The organism is Candidatus Thiosymbion oneisti, assembly GCF_900092655.1.
In the GTDB taxonomy this organism is placed as follows: Bacteria; Pseudomonadota; Gammaproteobacteria; order Chromatiales; family Chromatiaceae; genus Thiosymbion; species Thiosymbion oneisti.
The window spans coordinates 1-14,880 of record NZ_FLUY01000569.1 but is presented as its reverse complement, the minus strand read 5'-3'; the positions used below and the strand labels follow the sequence as shown (position 1 = coordinate 14,880).

At 56.4% G+C, this 14,880-nt stretch carries 13 protein-coding genes and 3 pseudogenes; 3 read left to right on the top strand and 13 right to left on the bottom strand.

Translation table 11 applies throughout. The annotated features are described in order from the left end of the window. Window positions 1-184: 184 nt before the first annotated feature. Both BQ17_RS06065 and BQ17_RS06060 read right to left on the bottom strand, forming a co-directional pair. Window positions 185-811 (bottom strand): Crp/Fnr family transcriptional regulator, encoded by a 627-nt coding sequence (locus BQ17_RS06065; RefSeq protein ID WP_089725233.1) that lies wholly within the window; start codon window positions 809-811, stop codon window positions 185-187. A 474-nt stretch (window positions 812-1,285) separates the two neighbouring features. Further along, entirely contained in the window at window positions 1,286-3,061 is a 1,776-nt protein-coding gene (locus BQ17_RS06060) for an FAD-dependent oxidoreductase (RefSeq protein ID WP_089725231.1), read from the bottom strand. 216 nt (window positions 3,062-3,277) lie between these two features. Here BQ17_RS06060 and BQ17_RS06055 point away from each other — a divergent pair, with 216 nt between their 5' ends. Further along, window positions 3,278-4,468 (top strand): DNA methyltransferase, encoded by a 1,191-nt coding sequence (locus BQ17_RS06055; protein ID WP_089725229.1) that lies wholly within the window; start codon window positions 3,278-3,280, stop codon window positions 4,466-4,468. Here the strand turns inward: BQ17_RS06055 and BQ17_RS06050 are convergent. The 5 genes from BQ17_RS06050 to BQ17_RS23210 all read right to left on the bottom strand — a co-directional run bounded on the left by BQ17_RS06050 (window position 4,431) and on the right by BQ17_RS23210 (window position 8,256). Next, entirely contained in the window at window positions 4,431-5,033 is a 603-nt protein-coding gene (locus tag BQ17_RS06050; RefSeq protein WP_089725227.1) for a hypothetical protein, read from the bottom strand. The two genes, BQ17_RS06055 and BQ17_RS06050, sit on opposite strands and share 38 nt — an antisense overlap. A 229-nt stretch (window positions 5,034-5,262) precedes the next feature. Continuing rightward, window positions 5,263-6,435: an NADH-quinone oxidoreductase subunit D gene (locus tag BQ17_RS06045; protein ID WP_089725225.1), complete on the bottom strand. Its 1,173-nt coding sequence runs from the start codon at window positions 6,433-6,435 to the stop codon at window positions 5,263-5,265. Continuing rightward, window positions 6,432-6,968 (bottom strand): NADH-quinone oxidoreductase subunit C, encoded by a 537-nt coding sequence (locus tag BQ17_RS06040; protein WP_089725222.1) that lies wholly within the window; start codon window positions 6,966-6,968, stop codon window positions 6,432-6,434. Before BQ17_RS06040 ends, BQ17_RS06045 begins: the two co-directional genes overlap by 4 nt. A gap of 8 nt (window positions 6,969-6,976) precedes the next feature. Beyond that, entirely contained in the window at window positions 6,977-7,609 is a 633-nt protein-coding gene (gene nuoB, locus BQ17_RS06035; RefSeq protein ID WP_256091493.1) for an NADH-quinone oxidoreductase subunit NuoB, read from the bottom strand. A gap of 281 nt (window positions 7,610-7,890) precedes the next feature. Further along, window positions 7,891-8,256, bottom strand: coding sequence for a type II toxin-antitoxin system HicA family toxin (locus BQ17_RS23210; protein WP_089725220.1), 366 nt, complete (start codon window positions 8,254-8,256; stop codon window positions 7,891-7,893). Window positions 8,257-8,450: 194 nt separating this feature from the next. Here BQ17_RS23210 and BQ17_RS06020 point away from each other — a divergent pair. Both BQ17_RS06020 and BQ17_RS06015 read left to right on the top strand, forming a co-directional pair. Next, a pseudogene (locus BQ17_RS06020) lies at window positions 8,451-8,675 on the top strand (BrnT family toxin); the annotation flags it as partial. Continuing rightward, window positions 8,635-8,775 (top strand): annotated as a pseudogene (locus tag BQ17_RS06015) (CopG family antitoxin); the annotation flags it as partial. The pseudogenes BQ17_RS06020 and BQ17_RS06015, both read left to right, overlap by 41 nt. 82 nt (window positions 8,776-8,857) lie before the next feature. Here the strand turns inward: BQ17_RS06015 and BQ17_RS06010 are convergent. The 6 genes and pseudogenes from BQ17_RS06010 to BQ17_RS05985 form a co-directional block, all read right to left on the bottom strand. Then, a pseudogene (locus BQ17_RS06010) lies at window positions 8,858-9,085 on the bottom strand (DUF2442 domain-containing protein); the annotation flags it as partial. Beyond that, window positions 9,063-9,284, bottom strand: coding sequence for a hypothetical protein (locus BQ17_RS06005; RefSeq protein WP_089725215.1), 222 nt, complete (start codon window positions 9,282-9,284; stop codon window positions 9,063-9,065). The pseudogene BQ17_RS06010 and the gene BQ17_RS06005, both read right to left, overlap by 23 nt. Further along, complete coding sequence (locus BQ17_RS06000) at window positions 9,281-9,727, bottom strand: type II toxin-antitoxin system VapC family toxin (protein ID WP_089725213.1); 447 nt, start codon at window positions 9,725-9,727, stop codon at window positions 9,281-9,283. Before BQ17_RS06000 ends, BQ17_RS06005 begins: the two co-directional genes overlap by 4 nt. A gap of 285 nt (window positions 9,728-10,012) precedes the next feature. After that, window positions 10,013-10,936, bottom strand: a complete 924-nt coding sequence (locus tag BQ17_RS05995; protein WP_089725210.1) for a respiratory chain complex I subunit 1 family protein — start codon at window positions 10,934-10,936, stop codon at window positions 10,013-10,015. A 321-nt stretch (window positions 10,937-11,257) separates the two neighbouring features. Next, window positions 11,258-14,383, bottom strand: a complete 3,126-nt coding sequence (locus BQ17_RS05990) for a proton-conducting transporter transmembrane domain-containing protein (RefSeq protein ID WP_089725208.1) — start codon at window positions 14,381-14,383, stop codon at window positions 11,258-11,260. Window positions 14,384-14,388: 5 nt separating this feature from the next. Beyond that, window positions 14,389-14,772 carry a sodium:proton antiporter gene (locus BQ17_RS05985; RefSeq protein ID WP_089725206.1) on the bottom strand — a complete coding sequence of 128 codons (384 nt, stop codon included), beginning with the start codon at window positions 14,770-14,772 and terminating at the stop codon, window positions 14,389-14,391. Window positions 14,773-14,880: the final 108 nt, after the last annotated feature.

Below are 14,880 nucleotides of genomic sequence, written 5' to 3'. Positions count from 1 at the left end.
TATGTCCCCTCTCCCGCCGGGAGAGGGGTTGGGGAGAGGGGATCAAAAAGATGAATCGCTCTACTTTTTCACTTATAGTTTTACCACTACCCGCTTTGCGCCTTAGCGGTTCGAACGCTTCCGCGGTCTCATTGAAGCGGATGAGTCGTTGGTGGGCATAGCCCACTACGGGGATTGAGAATGCTCAATACCGCCCCTGCTGATGATGGATGTAGTTGCTCATCTCCACAAACTGCATGTTCATCCGCTGGGTGATCTTATGCACCTCACGGGCAATCGCGCGCATCAGCTTATAGACGGTTTGGGGATGCTCTTCCAACAGGCCCTCGAGGTCGTTCCGATTGATCTGGAGGATTTCCGAGGTATCGTCGGCCTGCAGGGTGGCACTGTGTTCCGAGTCGTCGAGAAAGCCCATTTCACCGGCCATCTCTCCCTCCCGGATACAGGCCAGGGTGACCTGGCTCCCGCCGCCGGTACTCCGGTTCACCCGCAGACGTCCCTCGATCAGGACATAGAGAGAGTCGTCCTTTTTCCCCTGCTCGATCAGGATATCGCCCTTTTGTAACCGCATTACGGTGACGATTTCCGCCAACCGATTACATTCCGCATCCGAGAGGTCGTTCAGGAAGGGTATCCGGCAGAAGTGCTCCATGTGCTTCTTGGTCTGCTGTATCCTTTCCCTGCCCATCGCATCGAACCGGGTCCCGGGCTCGGATGTCGTTTCCGTCGGTTCCAGCGGCGCTTCGCCTTTAAGCTCCTTTTCCAGATCCGCCATGGCCTTGGCCTTGATGTCTTCAAGCTGACTGCTCATCGATTTCTCCGCATTGTCTCTACTACCGCAACCTAGTACATAGTTTCAGCCTGTTTTGCCGGTACAACGCCGACAAGTGCACTAGGTTTCGCCATCTTACTGATCCCTGAAAGGGCGTGTTGACGTTTAAAAGGAGTAAACCCTGCCCTCCGGGCTTGTCTCTTAATGGTACAGGATTCACAGGATTTCCAGGATTAACAGGAGTTATAATTGATTATTCAGGAAAACAATCCACTGCTGGCTCCCACGCTCCAGCGTGGGAGCAAACTTGTCCCGACGGAGGAGGGATCTTGGCGCTCCAGCGTCGACAAGCGACCAGGTAGCTGGCCCATGTCGGCCCAGAGGGGCATGGTCCGCTGGAGCGGACAAGACGAGGTTCCCACGCTGGAGCGTGGGAACGAGCGCGGGAATCTTGTCCGATTAGCGGTTGGCACTACGATTATGTCAACAGCCCCTAGTACCTGATAATCCGATTCAGCCGGATAGGAACCGATCGATTCCCATCGCGGCCTGATGACCATCCGCGATGGCGCTGATGGCATCCGCTGTATTGTTGGCGATATCGCCGCCGACGAAGAGCTTGGGGATACCGGTCTGGCGGTGCTGGTTGCAGACCACTTTACCCCGCTTGATTTCGATCCGGTCGGCGTAGTCCTGGGACAGGAATTCATAATCCCCCCCCTGGCCGATGGCCGAGATAATGGAGTCGTAGGTCTCGGTATGCATGCGGTCTTCCATCAGCACCGGCCGGGGGCGGCCGCCTCTCTCATCGGGTACCATCTCGGCCTCTCCCCACTGGATGGTGACCTGGTTCGGGGTGGGTGCATCCGTTACCTGTACCGGAATGGCCTGGGTCACAAAGCGTATCCGCTCTGCTTGGGCCTCGTGGATCTCTTCGGGATCGGCGGGCATGTCCTCGATCCGGCGACGATAGAGTAGGGTGACCTCGGCGCCGAGCCGGCACGAGACCCGTGCTGCGTCCATGGCCACGTTGCCGCCGCCGATTACGGCGACCTGGGTCCCGACGCCCGGATCCCGGTCGTGAGTGACATCCTCCAGTACCTGGAGGCCGGATAGGACCCGCGGGTGTTGCTCCCCTTCCACCCCCAATCCGTAGGGCTCGGTCAGGCCGGTGGAGAAGAAGACGGCATCATATGCTTCCATCAGCTCGGAGAATTCTGCCTCACGGCCAATCCGAGTATTGTAATGGATGGTTACACCCAGGGAGAGGATATAGTCGATGTCCTTGTCGAGCTGATCGTATGGCAGGCGATAGCTGGGTACCCCATAGCGCAGCATGCCGCCGGCCTGTGGGTGGGCCTCGTACAGGGTGACCGCATAGCCCAGCTTGACGAGGTAGTAGGCGGCGCTTAAGCCCCCGGGGCCGGTGCCGATGATGGCGACCGTGCGACCCTTGGTCGGGGTCTCGTCCCGGAGGATGCCGGCGTACTCCGCTTCAGGTATCTGGTCGCAGATGTACCGCTTGAGCCAGCGGATCGCTACCGGATCGCCCATATGTCCCACCGAACACACGTCTTCGCAGCGGTGGGTGCAGATGCGCCCACAGGTGGCGGGCATCGGATTAGTGCGATAGAGCAGGCGCAGGCCGGTCTCGAAGTCGCTGTCGCGTACCGCCTTGATGTATTCGGGGATGTCCATGTGCGCGGGGCAGGTGGCGACACAGATGCCGCAGTCCACGCAACGGTCGGCCTCCTTGCGTGCCTGCTCCGCGGAATAGCCCTTTACGACCTCGATGAAGGATTGCTGGCTCTGTTCCGGGTCGAGCATCTCCATGTCCGAGCGCTCGAGCCGCAACAGGTGATACTTCGGATCCCTGCGGTAGCCGAGCTCCTGGTGGTCCCAGGGATTGTCACCGGTCCCCGGTATGAACCGATACACGTCGGGATCGGTGCTGACCCAGATGTATTCGTTGGTCATGCGCAGCGAGCCGGTGGTACAGATATCGACGCACAGGGCGCACCAACAGCAGCGGCCATTGTCGACCATGGGCCGCAGGCCACTGTCTCCGGGCTTGGGTCTTATACCTGGGACCGGCACCATGTCGATGGCTTCGTTCTGGCAGATGGTCTCGCAGGTGCCGCAGCCGATGCACAACTCCAGATCATTGGTGTGGAACCCGCGGTAGTTGGCGGCACCGGGGCGTTCCTCGATCGGTTTTGCCGTGGTATAGGGCTTTTCGAACGCCCGCTTCCAGACATAGAAAGGGGCCATGAGATCTTTGAGCGGCATAAGGATTAATCTCTCGTATTCGGTTGGTACCCGAAAACCGCGGTCTTTGGATACCGCTTTCAACCAGTATGAATGCTCTCAACGACCGATAACGTTTGCATTAACCGGCTGCCGAAGGAGCGCCAGCGACCGAGGCAGAGCCCGAGTTAAGCGCCTTGTTCGGCTAATTTTGTACTTGCCGTTGACAAATGACGTCTGGACGTCCAGCATACGCTCATGGAACAACAATCTACAAGAAATTCCCCCGGGCATGTTCGAGATGCCATTGTTCAGATTCTTTCTCTGACGTCTAAGCCTTTGACTGTTAAAGAAATTGAGGGCAGGATAGCTCAGATTGTCGGACCAACTCCATCGTCCTCTGTCAGATCCTACTTGAGGCTTAACACGCCTGAGATCTTTGTTCGAGAGGAGCGAGGCGTTTATCGTCTCCGAACCCATTGCACGGAAACCACGCAAGGAGTTCAACGCGCTATCACCTCTGTTCAGCAATGGCAATACCCTTTTTTTTCCGGGAAAGCTACTCTTGTACACGCTGACTGTTTTGACTGGTTGGATCAGCAGGAGCAACACAGCATTCATGCCGTGGTAACGGACCCCCCGTACGGCCTTCACGAATACACCCCCGAACAGCAAAGTAAGTTGCGCGCTGGAAAAGGCGGCGTTTGGCGAATTCCGCCGTCTTTTGACGGCAACACACGTTCCCCTCTGCCTCGGTTCACCACCTTGACGCAGGGACAACTCGAGCAACTTGGATCATTTTTCTTTGTATGGGCCAAATTGTTGCTCCCTAAATTAGTTCCCGGCGCTCATGTAATAGTAGCATCCAACCCCCTTGTATCTTATATAGTATCATCGGCATTAGCAGATGCCGGTTTGGAACGACGGGGAGAAATAGTTCGCCTCACTATGACGATGAGGGGAGGCGACCGTCCAAAAGCTGCACATGAAGAATTTAGTGAAATAAGCGTTATGCCTCGTTCTATGTGGGAACCGTGGATCGTATGTAGAAAACCACTTGATGGTCGAGTTCAGGATAATCTCAGAAAATGGAAAACAGGCGGATTTCGCCGCCCCATAAAAGATAAGCCATTTGGAGATGTGATTGCTTCTGCGCCCACCAGAAAGAGCGAAAAGTCTCTTGCTCCTCATCCAAGTTTGAAACCTCAAGCATTTATGCGACAAATCGTTCATGCGTCTTTACCCCTTGGTGAAGGCGTCGTTCTTGACCCATTTGCTGGCGCTGGCTCAACTCTAGCTGCCGCTGAGGCGGTTAGCTATAAAAGCATCGGGATAGAAAAAGACATTGATTTCTTCAAACTAGCTTGCACATCCATTCCGAAACTTACGGCGTTCAAGACTAACGGTAACTCTAAAGCCTGTATATCCAGCTATCCCGAAGCTTCTTGATGCCATCCTTGTGTAACGTAGCTGTTCTCGTTCCGAGCTCACCTCTTGGGTTTTTTCGGAAATCATCGATAGTAACTTTTCCGAGATACACCTCGGTGAATGTCATTGGCGATCTATTAATAGCGGGCTCCGAGTCCGTATCGATTTTGTAAACGAAAACACACATCCATTGTTCCCGTGCTCCATGTGTATCGACAGCACCCCCTGCTTTTCTCGTCGTCTTTATTTCAACGCCTTCTTCTCCGGCCTTGACGGAATTGTCAGCATAAACGCCTTGCACTATTAGATCGGGATGCCCATTGAAATAGCCGTTTTCTGTTAATACACGGGAATGCTTGGCAAGACTTGCCGTCAGCATATCAGAAAGCAATCCTGACATAATTGCAGGACGCAGCATATCATCTAAGCGCTGCAACCCTTTCGCAGTGAGATGAGAGTTCACGTCATAGAAGAAATCGTATACATCCTGCATCGCCATTTGAAAATCCTGCATGCGCAGTTCATATGGCGGCTTTGCATTTTTATTGAATTTTGATGTTTCTACCGCGTTTCGAGTAAGCGCCATATTCAGTTCTTTTCGTTAGTCTGATTTTAGAACTCATCAACCCCCACTTTTTTGCCGAACATCGAGTTCGCAGGATCATCAGAGGAGGTTTATCCGCAAATCAACGCAAATAGATCAAAAACCACCGATAATGGCGGGCCAATTTCAACCATTTGCGTTCATTTGCGGCAAAAAATAATTCTCATGTTATCGGTACTTCGGTACCTGTCAGGTACCGGTGTACAAGCTGCTACCTCTCGATCTCGGGTGGATAGGTGTGCAGTGAAACCATCAGCCCTGCGATGTCGGCGATATCGGTGCCGATCGCCATCTTCTCCATCACCGGAAAGGCGTGGGTATAGCTGGGGCCGCGGATGCAGATCCGGCGCGGGTAGAGCGAACCGTCGGAGACGATGTAGTAGCCCTTTTCGCCGCGGGTGCACTCGGCCCTAACATAGGTCTCGCCGGGCGGGATCTTCCAATGCAGGACATTCGGCAGGGGTTCGTGGAAGGGGCCGTCCCGCGGCATGCGTTCCAGGATCTGGCGGATCAGGTCGATGCACTGGTGCATCTCCCGGTATCTCACCAGCGTTCGTTCATAGACATCCGAGGCAGTGCCCGTGATTACCTCGAAATCCAGTCGGTCGTAGACCAGATAGGGGTAATCCTTGCGCACATCCCGTTTGATCCCGCAGGCCCGTTGATTGGGACCCGTAATGCCGTAGCGGTCGATCATCTCCCGGTCGATGATGCCTAAGCCGACGGTCCTGGCCTTGAACACGCTGTTATGGAGCAGGATCAGCTTGATTTCTTTGAGGAGCTTCTCGACCCGCTTCAAAACGGCCTCCAGCCGTTCCTCGAAGCCATCGGGGAGTCCGGACCGTACCCCTCCGGGGAGCATGTACATATGGTAGATGCGCCCGCCGGTCATCTCCTCGAACAGATCCAGCAGATAGTCCCGGTGGGTCACTGTCCATTGGCCGATGGTGCCGTTGCCGAACGCCCCCGCCTGGCCGCCCAGCCAGGCGAGAAAGCTGGCCAGGCGCATCATCTCCAGGTTCAGGGTGCGGATCCACTGGGCCCGTTCCGGCGGCTCGATCCCCGCCAGCTCTTCCAGCCCCGCGGCATACAGATATTCGTTGAACGCCGGCTCGGGCACCGCGATCCGGCACACCACCGGAAAATTCTGGATCCAGGTCCGGCGTTCCATGAGCTTCTCGAAGCCCCGGTGCAGATAGCCCACATGGGTCTTACACTCCACCACCTCGTCGCCGCATAGGGTGAGCTCCAGGGACATGTTACCGGTGATGCCGGGGTGCTGGGGGCCATGCCAGAGCTTGACGTATTTCTCGGAGTCCAGGTCGACAACGGGTTTGCCGTCCACCAGCTCCGGGTACCTGGAACGGTCGGGCGCGGACATCATTTCTCCCCCTCGTCCGGGTAGAGCTGGGCTTGCATATGGGCGCGCGGATCGGTCTTTTCCCGGCCTGCGCGCGGGAAGAAGGTCTTCTCGGCGTAGGCTCGGGTATCGAACTCCCGGCGCATAGGTGGAATCTCGTCCCAGCCCTCCAGGAGAAAGTCCTCGTCGACGCCCGGGCTGCCGGGGAAATCGATCCCGAACATCTCCTTGAGCTCCCGTTGATAGAGCGCGGCCTGCTCCCAGAGCGGATGGATCGAGGTCATCACCGGCTCCGCTCGGGACAGATCCACATACACTCCCAGGGTGTCCTTGGTCGCATAGTTATGCAGCATATAGATAAGCCGGAAGATGCCATCTTCGATGTAATCCACCGCGGTAAAAAACACCAGATGGGAGAATCCTTCGTGATCCCGCAGATGGCGGATCAGCATCTCCGCATAGTCCTTCGGGATATGCAGGAAGGCGAGATCGGTCCGCCGTTGCTCGAAATCGGTCACGGCGAACAGGGGCCGGAGGCGTTCGAAGAGCTGCTTCATGACGGCGCTTACCAGTTGTAATCCGGCATATTCCAATCCTTGATGATCTTCTTCTGGTTCGCCTTGTACCAGTCGAAATTCTCCGCATACGTGTTGGCGCCCTCGCACTTGCCGGCCTTGATCAGCTCCTTGAGCTTGACAAAGCCGGCCAGCAGGGCCTCGGGCCGCGGCATACAGCCGGAGATATAGAGATCCACCGGGATATAGTAATCGATGCGGTTGATGGTGTTATAGCTGTCCCAGTACATGCCCCCGTTTACGGTGCAGCTCCCCAGGGCCACCACGAACTTCGGGTTCTGCATCTGCTCGTAGCTCACGACGATACGCTTGAGGGTCTTCACCGAGGCATAGCCGCCGATGATGAACACACAAGACTGGCGCGGGGTAGGAGAGGTCATGACCCCGAAGCGATAGGCATCATAACGGGCCGTCATCAGGGGCCGCAGCTCGACCGCCCCGCAGCCGGTCCCGAAGGCCTGCACCGACAGCGAATTGGCCCGCGCCCAGTTGCGGATCTTCTCCATCGCCTCGAACTGGGGCGCCACCGGAACCGGCCGCGTCTTGCAGTAGTACTCGGTGTCCGGATAGGTCAAGCCGTCATTAGGCAATTCTTGGTCATTCATGGAATCTTTGTTCTTCATACTTACCAACCTGGATATCCAAAGGACGGATGATGAATTTCAATCTTTACTCCGTATTCCCGAAAGCTCGTAGCCTGCGTAGGCTGTATTTTTTCTCACACAAAGCCACAAAGCCACAAAGACACGGAGAATGACGCGATATTTCCATCGAGCACCCACTAGATACCTGCTTTCGTCTCAGGTCTGGCCCGCCGTAGGATGTGATGAGTAACACGAACCGCATCGATACGGTTCGCTACGCTCACCACATTCTACGCGAATTGTCCGAGTACATTCCCTTGTTAGGCATACATGAGTCTACCTTTTGGTTCGGGAATCGCTCGTCCAATATCTTTCGCTGTATCTATCCATTCTTGAATGATTACCTGTGCATTAGAGACTGCTTCTTGATATGTCTTACCATCTGCCATGCATCCCGGAAGCTCCGGTACTTCCGCCACAAGGGAATTATTTTCCTTACTCCAGTATGTGATTATTAGGTGCCGTTGTAATCCAACCTTCAACGGATTATTACCATGAACCGGAACAGAAACACGAACCTTATTACCTGGTTTGGCAAAAATATAATGACTTCCAGTTACTCGTTTTAGTTCCCAGTTATTGTCTTCAAGAAGCCGGCAAAATCTCTTCCCGCTGACAACTTTCAAACGGCTATCTCCATCACGGTATCCTTCTCCGATAAATCGATATCCTGAACATCGATCGACAAGCACCCCTCGACGGCATCATAAATATTGAGCAACAACTCATCGAAGGATCACCTTGAGTTACGCATCCAGGTATGGATGGCACTTCGGCCCAATAACCTCCTTCTTCCGCATCATGTATTACCACTTTCAGTTTCATGAACGAACCCTTACTCTTGCTGCCGGACTCGAAGCACAGTCAACGAGAACCGCGTTACCATGCCCTTGGCACGACCGATGCGGGTAGATTGCTTCACATCACCTTTACCCTGCGTGCCGCCGGGACTTTGATACGCGTGATCTCGGCCCGTGACATGCACCACAAGGAGAAAACCCATTATGAACAAGCCCAAACCGGTACCACCCAAATTCGACACTGAAGCCGAGGAGCGGGCCTTCTGGGAGATCCATGATTCCAGTGATTATGTGGACTGGAAGCAGGCCATGCCGGTTTCATTCCCCAATCTGAAGCCCTCCACCAATTTTCAATTCTCAAGTTGGACCTCCGGTTTAGCCACTTCCTGAAAGATGCCTGGCTTTCTCCCGATGCTTTGCCGGCCAACAGACCTTCTACGCTGATATCCTCATCGATGTCTTCCCAGTGAATTCCCTGCCCATTTCCAGTCAATCTCCAGTTTATCCTTTCTTCTGCTGTGGCATGAACAAGACGAGGGAACCCTTCGACCGGAATGGAAATTGTTCTGCCGTCCGTCAGATCGACACTCAGGGTATCGTCGGTAACTGAAACACTTTCGGCGCTCTGTGCATCAAAATGTTGGCGCTTTTTCATTCCTATTTTTTTCGATATCCTGAATAATATCATCTAAAGAAAAAGCATCGAGCCATTCATGACGTTCAGCAGTATAATCGCCGGTACCACAGCTAAATTGATTCAAGAAACGCAGCGTGTCAGCAACGCCCAGCTGTTGCATGAGTATGGCTTCTGCTCTCCGATTGATTTCCGCAATCGTAGGTAGTTTTTCGTTCATTTGGATGTCACTTCCACAACCAATTCGATCGGTGATACGAAGTATGGCGGCGGATCAAGATCAAGGGCTTTCAGCTTCTTTAGCAATATATCGTCACAGGTACAGAAGTAGCTTACATTGTTTTCCATGGCTACTGCTGCGTGTAATGCATCTGCTGGTTTTACGCCAGCTGACATTATTTCTTGAGCCTTCGAATAGGTTGTGACAGAAACCTCTGCGACCCTCTCTGCCACTGATAGGATTTCAGTAGCACGGATTCTACGTCTCAGATCAGGGATTTTCCGAATTTCGAATTCGAGTACCTCAGATGACAGCAATTGGATAACACCAGATTCTGCTAAATTTAATACCGTGACAACCGCTTCAGCTTCGAGGTTAATCCGAGGCTGTGATCGGTCGTCAAGTGGCCGTTGAATTGAGCACGTGTCGAGATAAATTAGCACTTACACAGCCTTAACGGTTAAACCGGACGGTAAACTGCGGAGCGAAGCACAGCAGGTTACCATCCGGGTCCAGCCGCTCGTTTTTATGGCAACTTGTTCATTACAAACACCATAAATATCGATACGAGCGCGTAAAACAGCTTTTCTTCTTGCTTTTCATTCAACAACGGAAGATCGATTTTGTCATTCAAAAAAATCGACAATGATCTTCTTAAGGTCGGATTCTTTGTCACCGGAAAATGAAGCCTTTGTCTTTCCCTTTTTTATCAAATGTGCGCAGTTGTATTAGGCACCATACCAATAATCCGCCAAAACCACCGCGGCAATCCCGATCAATGTCGGCCAGCGCAGGAAGAAGCGGATCGACTGGTCGATACGGTATCTCGGAAATGCCGCCCCTACGAAGATGGGCACCATATAGATGGCCCAGGTCTTGATCATGAGCTCGATGAGGTTGGTCGCGCCGCCGAAGAAGAGGTCCATGAACAAGACCAGCTTGGCGGCGGCGAAGACGGCCCGATTGAGCTGCATCAGGCTGATGAAATCGCTCTGGAATTCGGTCCTGGGTCCGATGGGGATCTCCTGGGGGGAGCCGACCACGTCGAAGGGCGAATAACCGGTGGAGCCAAGGAGCGACAGCATGGCCGCGGTGACCGCCAGCGGGTTGGTGAACAGGGTCCAATTGGCGACACCGCCTTGCTGGGCCTCTACCATGTCGTAGACGGAGAGGGTGTCGTATTGGATCGCCAGGGCGATGACCGCCAGGGCGAAGGGCACCTCGAAGGCGGCGAATTGGGCCAGCCCGCGGCCGATGCCGATGGCGCTGTAGGGGTGTCCGCCTTCGCTGGCGCCGAGGGCCATCCCCAAAGCGCCGAACAGGATGAAATAGATGACGAGGATGATGTCGCCGGCGAAATGGAAGTTGCCGAAGACCTCGCTGCCATACAGCATCGGGATAAAAAGCAGGGTGCCGATACCACCGACGAGGCGAAATACTGGCCCCAGGTAGAACATGATGCCATGGCTGACGGCGGTGCGTTTGGCCGCATTCTTGGCGATGTCGATGAACCCCTGCCAGACCGGAATACCGATCCGCCCCTGGACCCGGGCCAGGGTGCGGGCGATGATCCCGCTGAGCAGGATACCGTAGACGGCGGCTACCGTAACGGAGACGACGGCATAGCCGCCTTTGACTAACCATTCGGACATGTTGCTAGCCCTCAGAGCTTACTGACCTGCGTATCTCTAGCGAGGCTTCGCCTCAGACCGACGAGCGCCCCACTCGAGCTTCGTCGCAAAACTCCAATCGGACAGGATTTACAGGATTACACAGGATTTACAAGATTTTTGTATTTCCTGAATTTCCGACGCCCGATCACGCCCTTACCAAACCAGCAAGCGCTCTTCACAACAAAAAATCCTGTTAATCCTGAACATCCTGTTAATCCTGTACGATTAGCCGGCGAGACGAGACTTCGCCTTGAGCCCACGAAGCGTGAATTTTTTGTGCTGTGCAAAAACTCGACTCATTTACCCCATCAGAAAGGCCAGGGCGACCAGATAGAGGACGATGAACTGGGCATAGGTCTGGGCATGACCCGTGTAGACACTGCGTAGAGCGGCCGCCAGGGAATGGGTCCACTCGGCCAGGGCGTTCCAGAAACGGGTAGCCCGTGGTCGCACCAGCCAGCCCAGGCTCTTTTCGATGTAGGGATAGAAGTTGTAGGCGAAGTGCGTAGTCTCGGGCCGCTCGGGGTGCTCCGCCGCATAGACGATGTTGAACTGCTTGACCCGCTGGACTCGGGTCCGCGAGAGCAGCATCCAGATCAAGGGTATCAGGAACACGGCCCCGACGATCATCATGATCAGGAAGCCGTTCCAATGCCCCACGGCGGTGGTGACCTGGTTGCCGGCCCAGTCCAAATTGGTCGCGTAATGGGGCTCGACCGCGCTCGAAATGGGCTGCACCAGATATTGCGGGAACAGGGAGAAGACCAAAATCGCCCCGGCCAATACCAGCTGCGGCAGCAGCAGCCACCAGGGGGCCTCCTTGACATCCTTATGCTTCAGCTTGGGCTGACCGAGAAAGATCGAGTGCAGCAGCCGAAACATGTACAGGCAGGCCAAGGCGCTGGAGAAAAAGGCCAGGCCCGCCTGCAGGTACCAATGCTTTTCGATCAGGCCGTTGTACAGCAGCCACTTACCGCCGAAGCCGGTCAGGGGGGGTACGCCGGACATGGCGATGATGGCGATCAGGGCGCAAAAGAAGGTGATCGGCATGCGGCCGATCATCCCGCCCATGCGATACATGGCGCGGGTGCCGGTGCGGTAGATTACGCCCGCGACGGCAAGAAACAGCAGGCCCTTGTAGAGGAAGTGATTGGCGGAGAGATAGATGGCCGTCACCCAGCCCAAGTGGCTCATCATGGCAACACCGGCGACGATATAGCCCACCTGCCCCATGCTCGAATAGGCCAAGAGGCGCTTGGCGTCCTCCTGGAGCACGGCCATCAGGGCGCCGAACAGTGCCGTGAGCAGGCCCAGCCAGCACACCAGATAGGCGATGTCCAGGCCGCCCAGCGCTTGGTCACCCAACTGGATTGCGGCCACCAGGAACCCGAAGATCCCCGCCTTGCTGACGATCGAGGAGATGATAGCCGTGAAATCGTCTTCCGCCTCCGTATAGGCGCCGGGTAGCCAGACGTGGAAGCCGAGGCCGCCGGTCTTGATGACAAAGCCCAAGGCCAGCAGGGCGAAGATAGCAGGTCCGAGTGCGCCCGCCTGTTGCAGGCCCGCGAGCAGCGCCGAGCCGGAGGCGCCGTAGCCCAAGGCGAGGCCGGCCAGGATCAGATAGGCCGACCCCAGGGAGAAGAGCACGTAGCGGAAGGCCGGCCGGGCGGATTCTCTTCCCAAGGTGATGAGTAGGTAGGAGCTCAGGGTCATGAGCTCCCAGGCATAGAAGAATCCCAGGCTGGTTTGGGTCCGGAGCAAGAGCCCCAAGGCCATCAGCATGGCCGTGACCAGGGGATAGAAGCCCGGCCGCGCGTCTCCGCGGTAGAGGGTGGCAAAGACCAGCAGCAGACCACCGGGCAGAAAGATCAGGCCGAATAGCCAAGCCAGCCCTTCGATCCGGGGCAGGATCCAAAAGGTGAAGGCGCCCAGGATCGCCAAGGCCAGCAGCCCTACGAGCCGGCCGATCAGGCGGTTGGGCAGACGATCGAGCAGGAACAGCAGACCGCCCGCGACGACCGGCAGGAAGGTGACCAGGGCCGGCTCTCCTATCCAGTCCGTCCAGTACCAACCGCTGGCGTACAGCAGGAGTGCAAAGCCAGCCGGCGGGGTCAGACCGGCCCAACTAAAGGAAGCCCGCGCGCGCTGCCGGGCATCGAGCGTGGCGCCGAGCCAGCGCAGCAGATAGACCGCCTCCAGCAGCGAGCCGAGCAGAATGACCGCCATCCAGCCGTACATGCCGTCGGCGGTGAGCTGCATGACCAGCTCCCACTTGGCCCAGAAGCCCGGGAAGGGTGGTAGGCCCACCAGGGCGAAGATCAGGGTGCCGAACAGGAACAGCAGCCAAGGCCGTCCGGCCAATGCCGTCCATTCCCACCACTTGTCCTTGCCCAGGACCCCCGCCAGCCAGAAGAGCCCCGCCTTGGCCAGAAGGTGATTGATGAACAGGCCACCGACCACCAGGGGCACCAGCTCTTCGTGCCCGCGCTGGAGCAGATAGGCGATAGCAGCCACCAGCAGGCCCAATTGAGCGATGGAGGAATAGCCCAGCAGACGCTGCGCGTTGCGCTGCTTGAGCCCGATCAGGTTCGAGCACAGAAAGGTCACCAGCCCGACGGAGACGATCACGGACAGCTGATCGACCGGCAGCAGGGGCAGCAACTTGTATAGGGCCGCCAAGGCGCCGGTGGCGACCCCCGCCGAGAGGAGGGTGCCGATGCCGCCGGGCGCCGCCTCATAGACATCCAGGCCCCAGCCGTTGGCCGGGAATGGCTTGAGCTCGATGATGACCGCCGCGATCAGGAAGACCAGGGCCGAGATCCCCAGGGGATTATCCAGCAGCGACCGGGCGGCGATCATACCGTCGATATTCAGGGTACCGGCCAGGTGATAGACCAGGATGGTCCCGATCAGAAAGAAGGAAGACGCGAGTCCCCCCGCCATGACGTACTTGAAGCCGGCGGTCAGGGTCTTGCGGTCCCGTTCCAGCCCGATCAGCGCATAGGTCGCGATGGCGGTGATCTCGATGAACACGAACAGGTTGAACAGATCCCGGGTCATGACCATGCCGTTGATGCCCATGATAATCATCAGGAACAGGATCAACGCCTGCACATGCTCCCGGAGCCGCTGCAACAGATACCAGCCGCCGAGGACGCCCACCAGATTGACCGCCAGGGAGAGAAAGGCCTCGTGCAGACCGAACCGCAGATTAATGGAGAACGGCGGCTTAAGTCCCGCGGTCAGGATCTCGACACTGGGTGCGCCGCCCGCCAAGGCGATGAATCCCAACCCGGAGATGACCGTAATGCCGGCCAGGGTAGCCAGAAATACAAAGGCCCCCAGATCGCGATGCAGCCGGTGGAAGAGCGCGAGCAGAAAGGCACTGCCCAGGGACAGGATATAGATGTAGAGGGGATCGACCATGGGGTTCAGCCCTTCAGCTCGCTGCAGTCGTCGATGGACAGGGAGCGGTTCTTCTTATAGATCTGGATGGCGTAGGAGAGCATCAGCGCGGTAATCCCCAGCCCGATCACGATCGCCGTCAGCACTAGGGCGGAAGGAATCGGATCCACCAGGGTCGAAGCGGCCTGAGAACGGTCGACGGCGGCATCGATGATGGGGGCCGTGCGACCGTTCAGATAACCGATGGCGACCATCACCATATGGATCCCCGTATCGGTGAGGGAAAAGCCGATGATGATCTGAATGATATTCCTCCGGGTCATCATGCCCCAGAGGCCGATCAATACCACCATAAAGCCGGAGGCCAACACGATAGTGGGGAGGGATATGCCGTCGGGGGTTAGGGACATGCCGTTACCTATTACCTGCAAAAGGGTACTGTCATCTGGCTCCCACGCTCCGGCGTGGGAGCAAATCCCGACGCTCCAGCGTCACAATATACTGGCCGCTGGAGCGGC

Excerpts from the sequence above, each read along its gene's own strand:
- BQ17_RS06065 (WP_089725233.1), bottom strand. The coding sequence starts at position 811 with ATGAGCAGTCAGCTTGAAGACATCAAGGCCAAGGCCATGGCGGATCTG.
- BQ17_RS06060 (WP_089725231.1), bottom strand. The coding sequence starts at position 3,061 with ATGCCGCTCAAAGATCTCATGGCCCCTTTCTATGTCTGGAAGCGGGCG.
- BQ17_RS06055 (WP_089725229.1), top strand. The coding sequence starts at position 3,278 with ATGGAACAACAATCTACAAGAAATTCCCCCGGGCATGTTCGAGATGCC.
- BQ17_RS06050 (WP_089725227.1), bottom strand. The coding sequence starts at position 5,033 with ATGGCGCTTACTCGAAACGCGGTAGAAACATCAAAATTCAATAAAAAT.
- BQ17_RS06045 (WP_089725225.1), bottom strand. The coding sequence starts at position 6,435 with ATGATGTCCGCGCCCGACCGTTCCAGGTACCCGGAGCTGGTGGACGGC.
- BQ17_RS06040 (WP_089725222.1), bottom strand. The coding sequence starts at position 6,968 with ATGAAGCAGCTCTTCGAACGCCTCCGGCCCCTGTTCGCCGTGACCGAT.
- nuoB (WP_256091493.1), bottom strand. The coding sequence starts at position 7,609 with ATGAAGAACAAAGATTCCATGAATGACCAAGAATTGCCTAATGACGGC.
- BQ17_RS06005 (WP_089725215.1), bottom strand. The coding sequence starts at position 9,284 with ATGAACGAAAAACTACCTACGATTGCGGAAATCAATCGGAGAGCAGAA.
- BQ17_RS05995 (WP_089725210.1), bottom strand. The coding sequence starts at position 10,936 with ATGTCCGAATGGTTAGTCAAAGGCGGCTATGCCGTCGTCTCCGTTACG.
- BQ17_RS05990 (WP_089725208.1), bottom strand. The coding sequence starts at position 14,383 with ATGGTCGATCCCCTCTACATCTATATCCTGTCCCTGGGCAGTGCCTTT.
- BQ17_RS05985 (WP_089725206.1), bottom strand. The coding sequence starts at position 14,772 with ATGTCCCTAACCCCCGACGGCATATCCCTCCCCACTATCGTGTTGGCC.